The following is a 17,299-nucleotide window of genomic DNA, read 5'->3' as shown; positions in this document are numbered from 1 at the left end:
ATGGCTTATGAAAATTGTTATCGCACCGGACTCGTATAAGGAAAGTTTGAGTGCGCTTGAGGTTGCGACAGCGATAGAACGTGGTTTTCGCGAGATCTTTCCCGAGGCGGTTTATGTGAAACTGCCGGTCGCGGACGGTGGCGAAGGGACGGTTGAGGCGATGATCGCAGCAACGCAGGGAAGCATTGTGCATGTTCCGGTGACCGGCCCGCTGGGCGAGCGCGTTGAGGGGTTCTATGGCTTGTCCGGAGATAAGCAGAGCGCCTTTATTGAAATGGCGGCGGCAAGCGGCCTGGAGTTGGTTGCACCTTCGCTGCGTAATCCGCTGAAAACTACCTCATGGGGCACGGGCGAACTGATTCGTCACGCGCTGGATGCGGGCGTTAAGCATATCATTATTGGCATTGGCGGCAGCGCCACCAATGACGGCGGCGCAGGCATGGTGCAGGCGCTGGGGGCGAAGCTGCTGGACGACAATGAACAGCCTCTTGGGCTGGGCGGGGGCGAGCTGGGAAAACTCGCGCGTATCGACCTGAGCGGGCTGGACAGACGTCTGGCGGAGTGCCGGATTGAGGTGGCCTGCGATGTAACCAATCCGCTTACCGGGAAGGACGGCGCGTCAGCCGTATTTGGCCCGCAGAAGGGGGCCACACCCGAGATGATCGTCACCCTGGACAACGCGCTTGCGCACTATGCGAGCGTGATTGCCCGGGACCTGGATATTGATGTGCTAAACCTTGCTGGCGGCGGCGCGGCGGGGGGCATGGGTGCGGCGCTCTACGCCTTTTGCGGCGCGCAGCTGCGCCAGGGCATTGAGATCGTGACCGATGCGCTACACCTGGCCGACCAGGTGGCCGATGCGGATTTGGTGATCACCGGTGAAGGCCGCATTGACAGCCAGACGATCCACGGCAAAGTCCCGGTGGGCGTGGCGAAGGTGGCGAAACGCTTTAACAAACCCGTTATCGGCATTGCGGGCAGCCTGACGGCGGACGTTGGCGTGGTACACGATCACGGCATTGATGCGGTGTTTAGCGTGATCTACACCATCTGCTCGCTGGAAGACGCGCTGGAAAATGCCGGCGAGAACGTCAGGATGGCCGCAAGAAATATCGCGGCGGTGCTGAAAGTGGGGCAGGCATTTTAGCTGTGATTGCCGGGTGGCGGCTTCGCCTTACCCGGCCTACGTTAGTGCACCTGTAGGCCCGGTAAGCGTAGCGCCACCGGGCTTCTACCTCAGCTCCCCAACACCTTCATCGCTTCGCGCGTCACGTTATCCATTTCATCCAGCAGCTCCAGGAACTCCGGTTCAAGCTCCGATTCCGGCGTGCCCGCACGCAGCTGCTGCTCCAGCAGCTGGCAGAGGTTTTTCAGCCGCGGTACGCCGCTGTACCCGCAGCTGCCGTGCAGCTTGTGGATTGCGTCCAGCAGATCTTCCGGATTTTCACCCACCAGCTGCTCTTCCACCTTATTGCGAATTTCCGGCAGAAACGCGACCAGCATTTGCAGCATGTCGCGGGCGAGATCGGGTTTACCTGCCGCCTGGCGCAGCGCAAGCTGCCAGTCAAAGGTGGCGTTCTGATTAACGCTTATCTCAGCCTGCTCGCTGGAAACCGTGTACGTTCCGCCAATATGACCCGGCTTGTAGCGCAACAGCAGGCTATGAAGTTTCTCTTCATCGATGGGCTTTGCCAGGTAATCGTTCATCCCGGCGCTCAGCAGCTTCTCCTTCTGGCCTGCCATCGCGTGCGCGGTGACAGCAATAACCGGCGTTTGCTGCTGATGCGGCAGCTGGTGGATCAGCTCGCAGGCCCGAATGCCGTCCATGCCCGGCATCTGAATATCCATCAGGATTAAATCGAACTGCATCTGCTTAGCCTGTTCAACCGCCTGCGCGCCGCTGGTGCACAGCTCAACATGCTGAACCTGGTCTTCAAGCAATGCGCCAATGAGCTTCAGGTTGGCCGGATTATCATCCACCGCCATCACGCTCATCGGCAATTTTTGCTCATCGTTAATCAGCGGAAGGGCATGCTGGCTAAGACGGCAATATTCCGTGAGCGCGGGCAGCAGGCGGGTCGCAGTGAGCGGTTTAAGCAAGCAGGCGGCGGCCCCGTCATTTTTCAACTCTTCTGCATTCAGCTGCGCGTGGCAAGGCAGCGCCAGCAGCAGGTAGTCGGTCATCGACGCGGCTTTCGCCAGCCGCTCCTGCTGCATGGTCAGCTCGCCGGTGAAGGTGACCGGGATCCCCATCAGCAGGATGTCATAATGCTCAACGGCCAGAGCGGAGAAGGTTGGGCTATAGACCACCTCCAGCGGCGTGGTGCTTAAGATGTCGAGCGCACACTGCGCCGCCGCAGCGTTAGGTTCAACGTAGGCCAGACGCTTGCCTTTCAGGCAGTCCGTCACTGGGCCATCGGTCAGCACGTTCGGATTGAGGTCCAGATTAATGTGGAACCAGAAAGTCGAACCGCGATTTGGCTGGCTGTGGAAAGAGATATCGCCGCCCATCTCGTTAACCAGACGCTGGGTGATCACCAGCCCCAGACCGGTGCCGCCATGACGGCGGGAGATGCTGGCATCCGCCTGACGGAACGCCTGGAACAGACGCGACTGGTCGCGCTCCGGAATGCCGATGCCGGTATCGCGGATCTGGACTTCAATCTGGACCTTATTGCTGCTGATCGAGCGTTTCTCTACCAGGACGTCGATATTACCGCTTTCGGTGAATTTAATGGCATTCCCGACAAGGTTGGTAATGACCTGCTGCAGGCGCAGCGGATCGCCAATGACGTTATCCGGCACGTCGTTTTTAATATTAAGCGTCAGCTCAAGGCCTTTGTCGTGCGACGAGTGCGCGAGCAGCGTCACCACTTCATCGAGCGTGCTGCGCAGCGGGAAGGGAATACTCTCGAGGATCAGCTTGCCCGCTTCCAGCTTGGAGAAGTCCAGCACGTCATTGATGATCGCCAGCAGGTTGTTGGCCGAGCGTTCAATGGTGTGCAGGTGATCGCGCTGAGTAGGATTCAGCTCGCTTTTCAGGGTCAGACGGGTAAAGCCGATCACGCCATTGAGCGGCGTGCGCAGCTCGTGCGACATATTGGCAAGGAATTCCGATTTGATACGTGCCGCTTCCTGAGCGCGCTTTTTCGCCAGATCCAGCTCAACGTTCTGGATCTCCATCTGCTCCAGCGTTTCGCGCAGGTCGGACGTCGCCTGGTCAACGTTGTGCTGCATCTCTTCGTGATAGGCCGCCAGCGACATCGCCATCGAGTTGATGCCGTTTTTCAGCATATCCAGCTCGCCCAGCATAAACCCTTCCACACGGCTGTCGAGCTGTCCCCGGCGGATGCGGTCAACCGTGTTAACCATGTTGCGGATGGGACCCGTCACGTCGCGCATCAGGCGCCAGCCGAAGATCAGCGCAATGCCGATGCAGAACAGCATCATCACGCCGGAGATGAAAATCTCTTTGTACTGCTGTAGCCGGACCGACTTGAGATCCAGCTCCAGCGCCACATATCCCAGCATATTATTGCTGGATTTGGCGTCGGACTGCGCAGACTCATCGGGGGAATAGCTTTCCGATACGATCGGCGTGCGCAGGATCATGATATCGCCGCGCCGCAATACGGTGAGGTGGCGCGGGAACGGCGTACCGTCCGGGATCTTCAGGGCCGCCGGATCGAGATGAAAATTCGAGGTGACAAACAGGCGGTTATGTTCGTCGTAAACGGAAATGGCGCGTACGATGTCCGAGTGGCGGCGGTGGAGTACGCTGATTAACTGCCCAATGGATTCGCGGTTTTGCAGGTTCATGCCGTACTCGCTGGAGACGGCAAGCGGTTCGATAATGCTGGCGCCTGCATCCTCCAGCTGTCGCTGCAAATCGTTATAGCGGTGCACCACAAAGAAGATACTCAGCAGCAAACCGATGAGAACGGTGGGGGCGAGGATCAAAATCATCATGCGCGCGCGCAGGCTGTAGTTGGTCATGGCGTTCCGTTATGGGACAATTAAGATAATTATGTTTATGTGAGAAAAATCTCGGCGATGGCGCAATTCTACTCTGCAAAGCGACGCGTGACGACGCGTCAAATCATCACTGTTGAGGCCACGGACCTTGATCCGTTTGGTCAGGGAGTGGCACGCCACAATGGTAAGGCTCTGTTTATAACAGGTTTACTGCCAGCAGAACGAGCAGAAATTACGCTGACGGAAGATAAACGCCAGTTTGCGCGCGGGCAGGTTAAGCGTCGACTCAACGATAGCCCGGAGCGTGTGGCGCCCCGCTGTCCTCATTTTGGCGTGTGTGGCGGCTGCCAGCAACAGCACGCGAGCACAGAATTACAGCAAAAAAGCAAAAGCCGCGCGCTGTCGCGTCTGCTTAAACATGACGTTAACGAAATTCTTGCCGATGAGCCCTGGGGCTATCGTCGTCGCGCGCGCCTGAGCCTCAGCTATCAGCCAAAAACGGAGCGGCTGGAGATGGGGTTTCGCAAGGCCGGCTCCAGCGACATCGTTGACGTGAAGCAGTGCCCCATTTTGGTGCCCCATCTTGAGGCATTGCTTCCGGAAGTGCGCATCTGCCTCTCCGGGCTGGACGGCGTTCGCCATCTTGGGCATGTCGAACTGGTCATGGCAAACAATGGCCCGCTGATGGTGCTGCGCCATACCGCGCCGTTGTCGAAAAAAGATCGCGAAAAACTGGAACGCTTTTCGCATTCCCACGACCTGGCGCTTTTCCTTGCACCACAAAGCGAGATACTTGAACAGGTTACCGGTGAGGCGCCCTGGTATGCGTCAAACGGGCTACGCTTAACGTTCAGTCCGCGAGATTTCATTCAGGTCAATGATGGCGTTAACCAGCAGATGGTGGCGAAAGCGCTGGCGTGGCTGGATGTTCAGAAAAGCGACCGGGTGCTCGATCTGTTCTGCGGAATGGGCAACTTCACGCTGCCGCTGGCGCGAGAAGCGGCCAGCGTCGTCGGCGTGGAAGGCGTTGAGGCGCTGGTGGCGAAAGGGCAGGAGAACGCGCGGCAGAACGGCTTGCAAAATGTGACATTCTTTCATCAAAATCTTGAGGAAGATGTCACCCAACAGCCGTGGGCAAAGCAGGGCTTCGATAAAATTTTGCTCGACCCGGCACGTGCCGGTGCCCCGGGCGTGATGGCACATATTATTAAACTCGCGCCGAAGCGTGTGGTCTATGTTTCCTGTAACCCGGCAACGCTTGCCCGGGACAGCGAGGCATTACTCAGCGCGGGTTACCAGATTCAGCGTCTGGCAATGCTGGACATGTTCCCGCACACTGGGCATCTGGAATCGATGGTGTTGTTCGAGCACATCTAATTTGTTTGGCTTGTCGACTTCGACAGGCCCTGGTCCCTAAAGGAGAGGACAATGGTTGCGGTAAGAAGTGCACATCTCAATAAAGCTGGGGAGTTTGACCCACAAAAATGGATCGCAAGTCTGGGAATTTCCAGCCAGCAGTCGTGTGAACGCTTAACCGAAACCTGGGCCTATTGTCTGCGCACCACGCAGGGGCATCCCGACGCCGATCTTCTCCTGTGGCGCGGCGTGGAGATGGTTGAAATCCTGTCCATGCTGAACATGGACATCGAAACGCTGCAGGCCGCGCTGCTCTTCCCCCTCGCGGATGCGGACGTGGTCAGCGAAGACGTGCTGCGCGACAGCGTCGGGAAATCCGTCGTCGCGCTGATCCACGGCGTACGCGATATGGCGGCCATCCGTCAGCTTAAAGCCGCGCACACCGATTCCGTCTCCTCAGAGCAGGTCGATAACGTTCGCCGGATGCTGCTGGCCATGGTGGATGATTTCCGCTGCGTGGTCATCAAGCTGGCCGAGCGTATTGCCCACCTGCGAGAGGTGAAGGATGCGCCGGAAGACGAGCGCGTGCTGGCCGCCAAAGAGTGTACAAACATCTATGCGCCGCTGGCGAACCGCTTGGGGATTGGTCAGCTGAAATGGGAGCTGGAAGATTACTGCTTCCGCTATCTGCACCCGGCGGAATATAAACGGATTGCCAAACTCCTGCACGAGCGCCGTATCGATCGCGAGCACTACATCGAGGAGTTTGTCGGTGGCCTGCGTCAGGCGATGAAAGAAGAGAACGTGCGCGCCGAAGTCTACGGTCGACCAAAACACATCTACAGCATCTGGCGCAAAATGCAGAAGAAACACCTCGCCTTTGACGAGCTGTTTGACGTGCGCGCCGTGCGTATCGTGGCGGAGCGTCTGCAGGACTGCTACGCTGCGCTGGGGATAGTGCACACGCACTTCCGTCATCTGCCGGATGAGTTCGATGACTATGTCGCCAACCCCAAACCGAACGGCTATCAGTCTATTCATACCGTGGTGCTTGGCCCGGGCGGTAAAACGGTCGAGATTCAGATCCGCACCAAGCAGATGCATGAAGATGCCGAACTGGGCGTTGCCGCGCACTGGAAATACAAAGAAGGCACGTCCGGCGGGGCGCGTTCAGGCCACGAAGACCGCATTGCCTGGCTGCGTAAGCTGATTGCGTGGCAGGAAGAGATGGCCGATTCCGGCGAGATGCTCGACGAAGTGCGCAGCCAGGTCTTTGACGATCGGGTGTATGTCTTTACGCCGAAAGGGGACGTTGTTGACCTGCCGGCCGGCTCTACGCCGCTCGATTTTGCCTACCACATCCATAGCGATGTGGGGCACCGCTGCATCGGGGCGAAAATTGGCGGGCGTATCGTACCGTTCACCTATCAGCTGCAGATGGGTGACCAGATTGAAATCATTACCCAGAAGCAGCCGAACCCGAGCCGGGACTGGCTTAACCCGAACCTGGGGTATGTCACCACCAGCCGCGGACGCTCGAAAATTCACGCCTGGTTCCGTAAACAGGATCGTGACAAGAATATCCTGGCCGGTCGTCAGATCCTCGACGACGAGCTGGAGCATATCGGAATCAGCCTGAAAGAGGCGGAGAAATTCCTGCTGCCGCGCTACAACTTCAACGAGCTTGATGAGCTGTTAGCGGCCATTGGCGGCGGTGATATTCGTCTGAATCAGATGGTGAACTTCCTGCAGGCGCAGTTCAATAAGCCAAGCGCGGAAGAGCAGGACGCGGCGGCGCTGAAGCAGCTGCAGCAGAAAACCTACGCGCCGCAGCAGCGCAGCAAGGACAACGGCCGCGTGGTGGTCGAAGGTGTCGGTAACCTGATGCACCACATCGCCCGCTGCTGCCAGCCAATCCCAGGGGATGATATCGTCGGCTTTATCACCCAGGGGCGCGGAATTTCGATTCACCGTTCCGACTGCGACCAGCTTGCCGAGCTTCAGTCCCATGCGCCGGAGCGCATCGTGGAAGCGGTCTGGGGGGAAAGCTATTCTGCTGGCTACTCGCTGGTGGTGCGCGTTACCGCCAACGACCGCAGCGGCCTGCTGCGCGACATTACGACCATTCTCGCCAACGAGAAGGTCAACGTGCTGGGCGTCGCCAGCCGCAGCGATACCCGCGAGCAGCTTGCCACCATCGATATGACTATCGAAATCTACAACCTGCAGGTGCTGGGCCGCGTGCTCGGCAAGCTGAACCAGGTGCCGGATGTGATTGACGCGCGTCGTCTGCACGGCGGCTAAACATCCTCTTCCGTAGGCCGGGTAAGGCAACGCCGCCACCCGGCATTTTATCATCAGGACAGAACTATGACTCAAATCGACCGCCTGCTCGGCATCATGAAACGCCTGCGCGACCCGGAAAACGGCTGCCCGTGGGACAAAGAGCAGACTTTCGCCACCATCGCCCCGTACACCCTTGAAGAGACCTACGAGGTGCTGGACGCCATTTCCCGTGAAGATTTTGACGACCTGCGCGGCGAGTTGGGCGATCTGCTGTTCCAGGTGGTGTTCTACGCGCAGATGGCGCAGGAAGAAGGGCGCTTTAACTTTGACGATATTTGCGCTGCCATCAGCGACAAGCTTGAGCGCCGTCATCCCCATATTTTCGGTGACGCCACCGCAGAAAACAGCACCGAAGTGCTGGCCCGCTGGGAGCAGATCAAAAGCGCCGAGCGGGCAGAAAAATCCCTGCACTCCGCGCTGGATGATATCCCGCTGAGCCTGCCCGCGCTGATGCGCGCGCACAAAATCCAGAAACGTTGCTCCGCGGTGGGGTTTGACTGGACCTCCCTCGGTCCGGTGCTGGATAAAGTGCACGAAGAGATTGACGAAGTCATGCACGAAGCGCAGCAGGCGGTGGTGGATGAAGCAAAGCTTGAGGAAGAGATGGGCGATCTGCTGTTTGCGACCGTCAACCTTTCTCGCCACCTGGGTGTAAAAGCGGAAACGGCACTGCAAAAAGCCAACCTGAAATTCGAACGCCGCTTTCGCGAAGTGGAGCGGATTGTCGCCTCGCGAGGCCTGGAAATGACCGGTATTGACCTCGAGGCAATGGAAGAAGTCTGGCAGGAAGTAAAGCGCCAGGAATCTGATCTCTAACGAAATTTTGCGATCAAGCGCAATTTGTGTGATTTTTTAAATGACAAGCGCTTGATTTGCGTCAAAAACATTTACCCAAAAGGGGCTATTTTCTCACTCCTTATGTTTGTCATGGCCTGGAATGGAGACGGAGAATGAAAGTTTGTGGCGCTCGCCGTGTTCGGGTATACTACTTTCCCGTCCTGGTTATTCCATCGTTTCACCCTAACTTCTCAGGTTCAGCATGACAACGAACTATATTTTTGTGACCGGCGGGGTCGTATCCTCTCTGGGTAAAGGCATTGCCGCAGCCTCCCTCGCAGCCATTCTTGAAGCCCGTGGCCTCAATGTGACCATGATGAAACTGGATCCGTACATCAACGTCGATCCGGGCACCATGAGCCCAATCCAACACGGGGAAGTGTTCGTTACTGAAGACGGCGCTGAAACCGATCTGGATCTTGGCCACTACGAGCGTTTCATCCGCACCAAAATGACCCGTCGTAACAACTTCACGACCGGCCGCATCTACTCCGACGTTCTTCGTAAAGAGCGCCGTGGTGATTATCTGGGTGCCACCGTTCAGGTTATCCCGCACATCACTAACGCCATCAAAGAACGCATTGTTGCGGGTGGCGAAGGCCACGACGTGGTGCTGGTTGAAATCGGCGGTACCGTGGGTGATATCGAATCCCTGCCATTCCTGGAAGCGATTCGTCAGCTGGCGGTAGACATTGGCCGTGAACACGCGCTGTTCATGCACCTGACGCTGGTGCCGTACATGGCCGCTGCAGGTGAAGTGAAAACCAAACCGACTCAGCACTCTGTTAAAGAGCTGCTCTCCATTGGTATTCAGCCAGACATCCTGGTTTGCCGTTCCGATCGTGCGGTGCCGGCGAACGAACGTGCGAAAATTGCATTGTTCTGTAACGTGCCTGAAAAAGCCGTTATTTCAATGAAAGATGTCGATTCCATTTATAAAATCCCGGGCCTGTTGAAATCTCAGGGCCTGGACGATTATATTTGTAAACGATTCAGCTTGAACTGTCCGGAAGCTAACCTGTCTGAATGGGAACAGGTTATTTACGAAGAAGCCAATCCGGCAGGCGAAGTGACTATCGGTATGGTCGGCAAGTACATCGAGCTGCCGGATGCCTATAAGTCCGTGATCGAAGCGCTGAAACACGGTGGTCTGAAGAACCGTGTCTCCGTGAACATCAAGCTGATTGATTCGCAGGATGTTGAAACGCGTGGCGTTGAAATCCTGAAAGATCTGGATGCTATTCTTATCCCAGGCGGCTTCGGCTACCGTGGTGTAGAAGGCAAGATCGCCACCGCGCGCTATGCGCGTGAAAACAATATTCCATACCTCGGCATCTGTCTGGGTATGCAGGTTGCGCTGATCGAATTTGCGCGCAACGTAGCGGGAATGGAAAACGCGAACTCTACGGAATTTGTGCCAGACTGTAAGTACCCTGTTGTGGCGCTTATCACCGAATGGCGTGACGAAGAAGGTAACGTCGAAGTCCGTACCGAGAAGAGCGATCTGGGTGGCACCATGCGTCTTGGCGCACAGGCCTGCCAGCTGACTGACGATAGCGTGGTTCGCAAGCTGTATGGCGAGCCGGTCATCACCGAGCGCCATCGTCACCGCTATGAAGTCAACAACATGTTGTTGAAACCTATTGAAGCCGCGGGCCTGCGTGTTGCGGGACGCTCCGGGGATGATCAGTTAGTCGAGATCATTGAAGTGCCAAACCATCCGTGGTTTGTCGCCTGCCAGTTCCACCCGGAATTTACTTCAACGCCACGTGACGGGCATCCGCTGTTTGCAGGCTTTGTGAAGGCCGCCAGCGACTACCAGAAGCGTCAGGCGAAGTAAAAAAAGTTAGAACGGCAACGCGTACCTTTGGTACGCGTTGTTTGTCTGGAGTTTTAGTTTAACTTGTACTGAGGAAAATCTAATGTCCAAAATCGTTAAAGTCATCGGTCGTGAAATCATCGACTCCCGTGGTAACCCGACCGTTGAAGCCGAAGTTCACCTGGAAGGTGGTTTCGTTGGTATGGCTGCTGCTCCATCAGGTGCTTCTACCGGTTCCCGCGAAGCGCTGGAACTGCGCGATGGCGACAAATCTCGCTTCCTGGGTAAAGGCGTACTGAAAGCGGTTGGCGCTGTAAACGGTCCTATTGCTCAGGCAATCATTGGCAAAGACGCCAAAGACCAGGCTGGCATCGACAAGATCATGATCGATCTGGACGGTACTGAAAACAAATCTAACTTCGGTGCGAACGCAATCCTGGCTGTTTCTCTGGCAAACGCCAAAGCGGCTGCGGCTGCGAAAGGTATGCCACTGTTCGAGCACATCGCTGAACTGAACGGCACCCCAGGCAAATACTCCATGCCTGTACCAATGATGAACATCATCAACGGTGGTGAGCACGCAGACAACAACGTTGATATTCAGGAATTCATGATTCAGCCAGTTGGCGCGAAATCCCTGAAAGAAGCGGTACGTATGGGTTCTGAAGTGTTCCACAACCTGGCTAAAGTTCTGAAAGCTAAAGGCATGAACACGGCTGTTGGTGACGAAGGTGGCTATGCGCCAAACCTGGGTTCTAACGCAGAAGCTCTGGCTGTTATCGCAGAAGCAGTAAAAGCTGCTGGCTACGAGCTGGGCAAAGACATCACCCTGGCGATGGACTGTGCAGCATCTGAATTCTACAAAGACGGTAAATACGTTCTGGCTGGCGAAGGCAACAAAGCGTTCACCTCCGAAGAGTTCACTCACTTCCTGGAAGACCTGACCAAACAGTACCCAATCGTGTCTATCGAAGACGGTCTGGACGAGTCTGACTGGGCTGGCTTCGCATACCAGACTAAAGTACTGGGCGACAAAATCCAGCTGGTGGGTGACGACCTGTTCGTAACCAACACCAAGATCCTGAAAGAAGGTATCGAGAAAGGCATCGTTAACTCCATCCTGATCAAATTCAACCAGATCGGTTCCCTGACCGAAACGCTGGCTGCGATCAAAATGGCGAAAGACGCTGGCTACACCGCGGTTATCTCTCACCGTTCTGGCGAAACTGAAGACGCTACCATTGCCGACCTGGCTGTAGGTACCGCTGCAGGCCAGATCAAAACCGGTTCTATGAGCCGTTCTGACCGTGTTGCTAAATACAACCAGCTGATTCGTATCGAAGAAGCGCTGGGCGAAAAAGCACCATACAACGGTCGTAAAGAGATCAAAGGCCAGGCATAATCGCCTAAGCCTTAAAATGAAAATGCCAGTCGCATGACTGGCATTTTTTTTGGCTATTTAAAATCAACCGCCATTTGCTCCGGGATCGTCAGCCCCTGGGTGGTTTGCACGCAGCGGGCGATATAATCCGTAAACCGGGGTGGCTTCGGCATCCCCATGCTCAGCAGCTTATCGTTGCTGAAGCGCACGTTAAGCGTGGCAAACGCACCGTATAACCGCATGGCTTTTAGCATCAGACGTTCGTTGCACGGGCCAAAAATCGTTTTCAACTCGCGGCGCATTCTGACCAGCGTTTCGTAGCTAACCTGCGCATATTTATCCCCGACGGGGGCTTTCTCCAGCGCCTGCGCCATCGCCTGATCGATATCCGCAAAGCGAACGCTATTCTCTTCACCGGCAGAAATGTGTACCACTTCCCCCGGACGCGCGTTGCTGTCCAGCAGCATTAACAGCGCGTCGGCGCAATAATCCACCGGAACAACGTCGATCCTGTCTTCCATGGAGCACATAAACTTCTGCAGCATCAGGCCCATGCTAAAGACCCAGAAAATGCTGCTCGACGGTGTGCAGCCGTGGCGGGTATGGCCGACAACGATGGACGGACGCGCGATGAGCAGCGGCAGGTTCGGACATTCCTGGCGCATCAGCTGTTCGATGGTTGACTTCGAATAAGTGTATTCCACCAGGTGTTCAGCATTCTCTCTGAATTCCGCGCTTTCGGCGACCAGGGAATCCTGCTCCGGTGTGCATGACATTGCCGTGCCTACGTGGAGGAAACGCTGAAGTCCTGAGACCTGCTCCATACGGCGCGCCAGCGCCAGCGTTCCTTCAACGTTGACCTTCCAGATGAGCGGGTTGTTACCAAATGAGGCGACAGCCGCACAGTTCACGACATGCGTGACCCGATCCAGACGGGGATCGTTCAGGAAGGCTTCAGGCTGGCTGAGGTCGCCAATCAGGATATTATCCACATTCAGAGAGGCCAGTTTGTCCTCAGGAACGTTGAACTTGCGCATGTTCTCCAGCACGCGCTTCAGCCCGCTCTGCGGATCGCTGGCACGCGCGAGCAAAAGCAGTTTTACGGGTTGATCGCTGGTGAGTATTTTTTCCAGTACTGCACCGCCCAGAAATCCGGTCACGCCTGTAATCAATAACATCTTCATTAATACCGTCTCATTATGATTGATGAGGCGGATTGTAGGCGGGCAAAAGTAAACGGCATTTAAATAATAAAACGCCGAAATCAATGGCGTCTTAAGCTTATTTTAAGGAAAGGAAATCAGGTGGAGATATTGGACATTACAGGTTGGATAAAAATTCAATTTATTAAAATTAATATTTTAAAATTTTGATTTTTATGTTTTTTATTTCCGCACCACCAGATGATTAGCTTAATTCAAAATGTAATAAATATAATACTTTGTTACACCAAACATTTGCCGGATAAATGATTCACCCCCCCTTAACGTAAATCAGACGACACAAGACGCAGGCTGTTTTATTTAGCCTGCGAATGATTTTCAGAGCAAAAGGGGAAGCGTGGCGCTGGCTGTTTGCTGGCTAACGTCGCCGTAATGACCATCCAGCGCAATCAGGGACGTAGTCAGCAGCTCGACCAGCAGCATGACCCCAACCTTAGCATTGAGCGCGCCCGCGCTAAGCGGCCCCTCTGGCTTGGCGGCCACCAGCTGCATGTCGCTCAGGGACGCCAGCGGGCTGCGGGGCGTATTGCTGAGAGCCAGTACCTTAACGCCACGTTTGCGGGCAAGCTTCACCACGTGGAGTAAATCCCGCGTTGAACCCGAGCTGGAGATAGCCACCACCAGGGTCTCTTTTGAAAGCGTTGTCGCATTCATGGCCGCGCGGTGCATATCGCTAAACAGCTGTGCGGGTTTCCCCAGACGCAACAGCTTGTAGTGGAGATACTCCCCGAGGATCGCGCTGGCCGCAACGCCATAAATCTGCACCGACTGCGCCTGATGCAGCGCTAGCGCGGCCTTTTCAAGCAGCGCGCGGTCAAGAAGCCTGGCGGTATCCTGCAATGCCTGCACCGACTCATCCACCACGTTATCAATCTCATCCCCCGCCTGACGCGCGGGCTGGCCCTGCTGAATATCCAGCGCAAGCGCCATTTTAAATTCGTTATAGCCCTTGCAGCCCAGCGTCCGGCAAAGACGCGTTACGCTGGCCTCGCTGGTGTGGCTCTCGCGCGCCAGCTCGGTGATCGTCAGGTAGAGCACCCGGGCTGGATCGCTGAGGACAAACTCACCGAGTTTTTGTTGTGTTGGGCTGTACCCGGAAGCCTCCTGGCGTAGCTTCAGCAGCAGGTTTTCATGGTCTGACATGCTCGATCCTTAATGCGTTTCTCTGCGACTAGTGTGGCGGAAAGCGGGGGAAAGATGCCAGTCATTTTGAAAAAGTATGATCGTCGTCCTGGTTTGTGATGGTAATTTTCACTATTAAATATTTATATGGTAAAAATTTTCATCGTTTAATGAGGGGATGAAAAAATGATGCAAATATTCAGTGGGGCTTCTTCAGGAGGATGGTTTGAAAAAGCGCAGCGCTTTGGCAAATCCTTTATGTTGCCGATTGCCGTGTTGCCTGCGGCGGGTCTGCTGCTGGGGATAGGCGGCGCGTTATCGAATCCCAACACGCTGGCAGCCTATCCGTTTTTAGACGTGAGCTGGCTGCAGGCCATTTTCACCATCATGAGCAGCGCAGGATCCATCGTGTTTGCGAACCTCTCGGTGCTGTTTGCCGTTGGGGTGGCCGTCGGGCTGGCAAAAAGCGATAAGGGCACGGCCGGGCTGGCGGCGTTACTCGCGTTTCTGGTGATGAATGCCACCATCAACGCGCTGCTGATCCTCACCGGCAAACTGGCGCATGAGAACCCGGGGGCCGTGGGGCAGGGCATGACGCTGGGTATTCAGACGCTGGAAACCGGCGTGTTTGGCGGCGTGGTGATTGGACTGGTGACCTGCGCGCTCCATCATCGGTTTAATAAAATTGCGCTTCCGCAGTTCCTGGGCTTTTTTGGCGGCTCGCGCTTTGTTCCTATTATCAGCTCGCTGGCGGCGATACTCGTCGGTGCGCTCATGACCGTGGTCTGGCCGCATTTCCAGAAGCTGATTTTTGGTCTGGGCGGGCTGGTGGATGCGACCGGCTATCTGGGCACCCTGCTGTACGGCTTTATTCTTCGCATGCTGGGCCCGTTCGGTCTGCACCACATCTTCTATCTGCCTTTCTGGACCACCGCGCTTGGCGGGAGTGAAATCGTCAACGGACACCTCGTGGAAGGCACGCAGCGGATCTTCTTCGCCCAGCTGGCCGATCCGACCACGCGTCAGTTTTACGAAGGCACGTCACGCTTCATGTCCGGGCGCTTTATCACGATGATGTTTGGCCTGCTCGGGGCGTGCCTGGCGATGTACCACACGGCAAAACCCGAGAACAAAAAACGCGTTGCCGGACTGCTGCTTTCTGCGGCGTTAACCTCGTTCCTGACAGGGATTACCGAGCCTATCGAATTCTCGTTCCTGTTTATTGCGCCGGTGCTCTACGTCATCCATGCGCTGTTTGACGGGCTGGCATTCATGCTCGCGCACATGCTGCATATCACCATTGGGCAAACCTTCTCCGGCGGTTTCATCGACTTCGTGCTGTTCGGCATTTTGCAGGGAGAGGCCAAAACCAACTGGATGTTCGTTCCGCTGGTCGGCGTACCGTGGTTCTTCCTGTACTACTTTACCTTCCGCTATCTGATTAACCGCTTTGATTTCGCGACGCCGGGTCGGGAAAAGGAGGCGATGGCTGACGAAGTCAGTCTGCCGCAAAACGAACGCGCTGCTGCGGTGATCGCCGGATTAGGCGGAAAAGACAATCTGGACGAGGTGGACTGCTGCGCCACGCGTCTTCGCGTGACGGTTAAAGACGGCAGCAAAGTGAATGACGCGGCGCTGAAAGCCACCGGGGCGCGCGGCGTTATCGTGCGCGGCAACGGCGTTCAGGTCATCTATGGCCCGCACGTCACGATTATCAAAAACGAAGTGGAAGAGATCTTATCGTAATGAAAACTGTACTGGATACCCTCAAGGGAAAACTGGTCGTCTCCTGTCAGGCGCTGGAAAATGAACCGCTGCACAGCCCGTTTATTATGTCGAGAATGGCGCTGGCGGCGGCACAGGGCGGGGCCGCGGCTATTCGCGCCAACAGCGTGGCGGATATTGAGGCCATAAAGCAGCAGGTGTCTTTGCCGGTCATCGGCATCATCAAACGGGATTATCCCGAAAGCGAGGTGTTTATCACTGCGACAATGAAAGAGGTGGATGAGCTCATGAGCGTCTCGCCGGACATCATTGCGCTTGATGCGACGGCGCGGGAACGTCCTGGCGGCGAATCTCTGGAAACACTGGTCTCGCGCATCCGCTCATGCTATCCCGCGGTGCTGCTGATGGCGGATATCTCCTCCGTGGACGAAGCCGTGACGGCGCAGGCGCTGGGCTTCGACTGCGTCGGCACCACGCTTTACGGCTACACGGCGGAAACCGCGGGCCATACGTTGCCTGACAACGACTGCGCGTTCCTGAAAGCGGTGCTGGCGGCCGTGACGGTGCCCGTGGTTGCCGAAGGCAACGTGGATACGCCTGAACGTGCGGCCAGGTGCCTGGCGCTGGGCGCGCATACGGTGGTGGTCGGCGGCGCGATCACCCGTCCACAGCAAATCACGGAACGGTTTATGGCGGCGATTGGCGCGTAAAGCACCGATGGAGCATGACCATCCGGCGGGGATCTGCGATACTTATCGTTTATCCCCTTTACTGAGATGACTATGCAGTACCCGATTAACGAGATGTTCCAGACCCTGCAAGGCGAGGGTTACTTTACCGGCGTTCCCGCTATTTTCATTCGTTTACAGGGATGCCCGGTTGGCTGTGCCTGGTGTGACACCAAACATACGTGGGATAAGCTCGCAGATCGGGAAGTGTCGCTGTTTAGCATTCTGGCGAAAACCAAAGAGAGCGATAAGTGGGGCGCGGGCAGTGCCGAAGATCTGCTGGCCATTATTGGCCGTCAGGGCTGGACGGCGCGCCACGTCGTGATCACCGGCGGTGAACCCTGCATCCACGATCTGACCCCGCTGACCGAGCTGCTCGAAAAGAACGGCTACAGCTGCCAGATCGAAACCAGCGGTACCCATGAAGTGCGCTGCTCGCACACCACCTGGGTGACGGTATCGCCAAAAGTGAATATGCGCGGCGGGTACGACGTGCTGTCTCAGGCGCTGGAGCGCGCGGATGAGATTAAGCACCCGGTAGGGCGCGTGCGTGATATCGAAGCGCTGGATGAACTGCTGGCCACCCTGACGGATGAAAAGCAGCGGGTGATTGCCCTGCAGCCTATCAGCCAGAAAGACGATGCAACGCGCCTGTGCATTGAAACCTGTATTGCGCGCAACTGGCGCCTGTCGATGCAGACGCACAAATATCTGAATATTGCCTGAAAAAAAGCCCGGTGGCGCGAACGCTTACCGGGCCTACGGTTCGAGGCGCTTGTAGGCCGGG

At 56.2% G+C, this 17,299-nt stretch carries 12 protein-coding genes; 9 read left to right on the top strand and 3 right to left on the bottom strand.

The features are described 5' to 3' along the window. Positions 1–7 precede the first annotated feature (7 nt). Entirely contained in the window at positions 8–1,147 is a 1,140-nt protein-coding gene (locus tag ABFV38_RS17555; RefSeq protein ID WP_348957656.1) for a glycerate kinase, read from the top strand. An 89-nt stretch (positions 1,148–1,236) separates the two neighbouring features. Here ABFV38_RS17555 and barA read toward each other — a convergent pair whose 3' ends face one another. Then, complete coding sequence (gene barA / locus ABFV38_RS17550) at positions 1,237–3,996, bottom strand: two-component sensor histidine kinase BarA (protein ID WP_048029196.1); 2,760 nt, start codon at positions 3,994–3,996, stop codon at positions 1,237–1,239. A 57-nt stretch (positions 3,997–4,053) separates the two neighbouring features. Here barA and rlmD point away from each other — a divergent pair, with 57 nt between their 5' ends. From rlmD to eno, 5 genes are all read left to right on the top strand, one after another. Next, a complete protein-coding gene (gene rlmD / locus ABFV38_RS17545; protein ID WP_235400393.1) occupies positions 4,054–5,352 on the top strand; it encodes a 23S rRNA (uracil(1939)-C(5))-methyltransferase RlmD in 1,299 nt (432 codons plus the stop codon). A gap of 51 nt (positions 5,353–5,403) precedes the next feature. Next, the gene (gene relA, locus ABFV38_RS17540; RefSeq protein WP_008499628.1) at positions 5,404–7,635 is read left to right on the top strand and encodes a GTP diphosphokinase; all 2,232 of its coding nucleotides are present in this window, start codon (positions 5,404–5,406) and stop codon (positions 7,633–7,635) included. 66 nt (positions 7,636–7,701) lie between these two features. Next, positions 7,702–8,493: a nucleoside triphosphate pyrophosphohydrolase gene (gene mazG / locus ABFV38_RS17535; RefSeq protein WP_348957655.1), complete on the top strand. Its 792-nt coding sequence runs from the start codon at positions 7,702–7,704 to the stop codon at positions 8,491–8,493. A gap of 223 nt (positions 8,494–8,716) precedes the next feature. Further along, a complete protein-coding gene (gene pyrG, locus ABFV38_RS17530; RefSeq protein ID WP_032648095.1) occupies positions 8,717–10,354 on the top strand; it encodes a glutamine hydrolyzing CTP synthase in 1,638 nt (545 codons plus the stop codon). Positions 10,355–10,436: 82 nt separating this feature from the next. Then, complete coding sequence (gene eno, locus ABFV38_RS17525) at positions 10,437–11,735, top strand: phosphopyruvate hydratase (RefSeq protein ID WP_024909267.1); 1,299 nt, start codon at positions 10,437–10,439, stop codon at positions 11,733–11,735. A gap of 53 nt (positions 11,736–11,788) precedes the next feature. Here the strand turns inward: eno and ABFV38_RS17520 are convergent, their stop codons facing one another. Both ABFV38_RS17520 and ABFV38_RS17515 read right to left on the bottom strand, forming a co-directional pair. Continuing rightward, positions 11,789–12,898: an SDR family oxidoreductase gene (locus tag ABFV38_RS17520; RefSeq protein WP_348957654.1), complete on the bottom strand. Its 1,110-nt coding sequence runs from the start codon at positions 12,896–12,898 to the stop codon at positions 11,789–11,791. A 357-nt stretch (positions 12,899–13,255) separates the two neighbouring features. Beyond that, positions 13,256–14,080, bottom strand: coding sequence for a MurR/RpiR family transcriptional regulator (locus ABFV38_RS17515; protein WP_032675434.1), 825 nt, complete (start codon positions 14,078–14,080; stop codon positions 13,256–13,258). 165 nt (positions 14,081–14,245) lie between these two features. On the opposite strand from ABFV38_RS17515, the gene ABFV38_RS17510 reads away from it, so the two are divergent. From ABFV38_RS17510 to queE, 3 genes are all read left to right on the top strand, one after another. Next, positions 14,246–15,805: a PTS transporter subunit EIIC gene (locus ABFV38_RS17510; RefSeq protein ID WP_048029207.1), complete on the top strand. Its 1,560-nt coding sequence runs from the start codon at positions 14,246–14,248 to the stop codon at positions 15,803–15,805. Then, a complete protein-coding gene (locus tag ABFV38_RS17505; protein WP_348957653.1) occupies positions 15,805–16,494 on the top strand; it encodes an N-acetylmannosamine-6-phosphate 2-epimerase in 690 nt (229 codons plus the stop codon). The genes ABFV38_RS17510 and ABFV38_RS17505 overlap by 1 nt, the downstream gene beginning before the upstream one ends. A 72-nt stretch (positions 16,495–16,566) precedes the next feature. Next, positions 16,567–17,238: a 7-carboxy-7-deazaguanine synthase QueE gene (queE, locus tag ABFV38_RS17500; RefSeq protein WP_021241905.1), complete on the top strand. Its 672-nt coding sequence runs from the start codon at positions 16,567–16,569 to the stop codon at positions 17,236–17,238. Positions 17,239–17,299 lie beyond the last annotated feature (61 nt).

Origin of the sequence: Enterobacter cloacae complex sp. Mu1197 (genome assembly GCF_040059225.1) — a bacterium.
Lineage (GTDB): Bacteria > Pseudomonadota > Gammaproteobacteria > Enterobacterales > Enterobacteriaceae > Enterobacter > Enterobacter quasiroggenkampii.
This window is presented reverse-complemented; position numbering and strand designations above follow the sequence as displayed.

Bases quoted from the DNA above. Each gene is read 5' to 3' on its own strand.
- relA (WP_008499628.1), top strand. From the start codon at position 5,404: ATGGTTGCGGTAAGAAGTGCACATCTCAATAAAGCTGGGGAGTTTGAC.
- ABFV38_RS17510 (WP_048029207.1), top strand. From the start codon at position 14,246: ATGATGCAAATATTCAGTGGGGCTTCTTCAGGAGGATGGTTTGAAAAA.
- mazG (WP_348957655.1), top strand. From the start codon at position 7,702: ATGACTCAAATCGACCGCCTGCTCGGCATCATGAAACGCCTGCGCGAC.
- eno (WP_024909267.1), top strand. From the start codon at position 10,437: ATGTCCAAAATCGTTAAAGTCATCGGTCGTGAAATCATCGACTCCCGT.
- barA (WP_048029196.1), bottom strand. From the start codon at position 3,996: ATGACCAACTACAGCCTGCGCGCGCGCATGATGATTTTGATCCTCGCC.
- ABFV38_RS17555 (WP_348957656.1), top strand. From the start codon at position 8: ATGAAAATTGTTATCGCACCGGACTCGTATAAGGAAAGTTTGAGTGCG.
- pyrG (WP_032648095.1), top strand. From the start codon at position 8,717: ATGACAACGAACTATATTTTTGTGACCGGCGGGGTCGTATCCTCTCTG.
- ABFV38_RS17520 (WP_348957654.1), bottom strand. From the start codon at position 12,898: ATGAAGATGTTATTGATTACAGGCGTGACCGGATTTCTGGGCGGTGCA.
- queE (WP_021241905.1), top strand. From the start codon at position 16,567: ATGCAGTACCCGATTAACGAGATGTTCCAGACCCTGCAAGGCGAGGGT.
- ABFV38_RS17505 (WP_348957653.1), top strand. From the start codon at position 15,805: ATGAAAACTGTACTGGATACCCTCAAGGGAAAACTGGTCGTCTCCTGT.
- ABFV38_RS17515 (WP_032675434.1), bottom strand. From the start codon at position 14,080: ATGTCAGACCATGAAAACCTGCTGCTGAAGCTACGCCAGGAGGCTTCC.
- rlmD (WP_235400393.1), top strand. From the start codon at position 4,054: ATGGCGCAATTCTACTCTGCAAAGCGACGCGTGACGACGCGTCAAATC.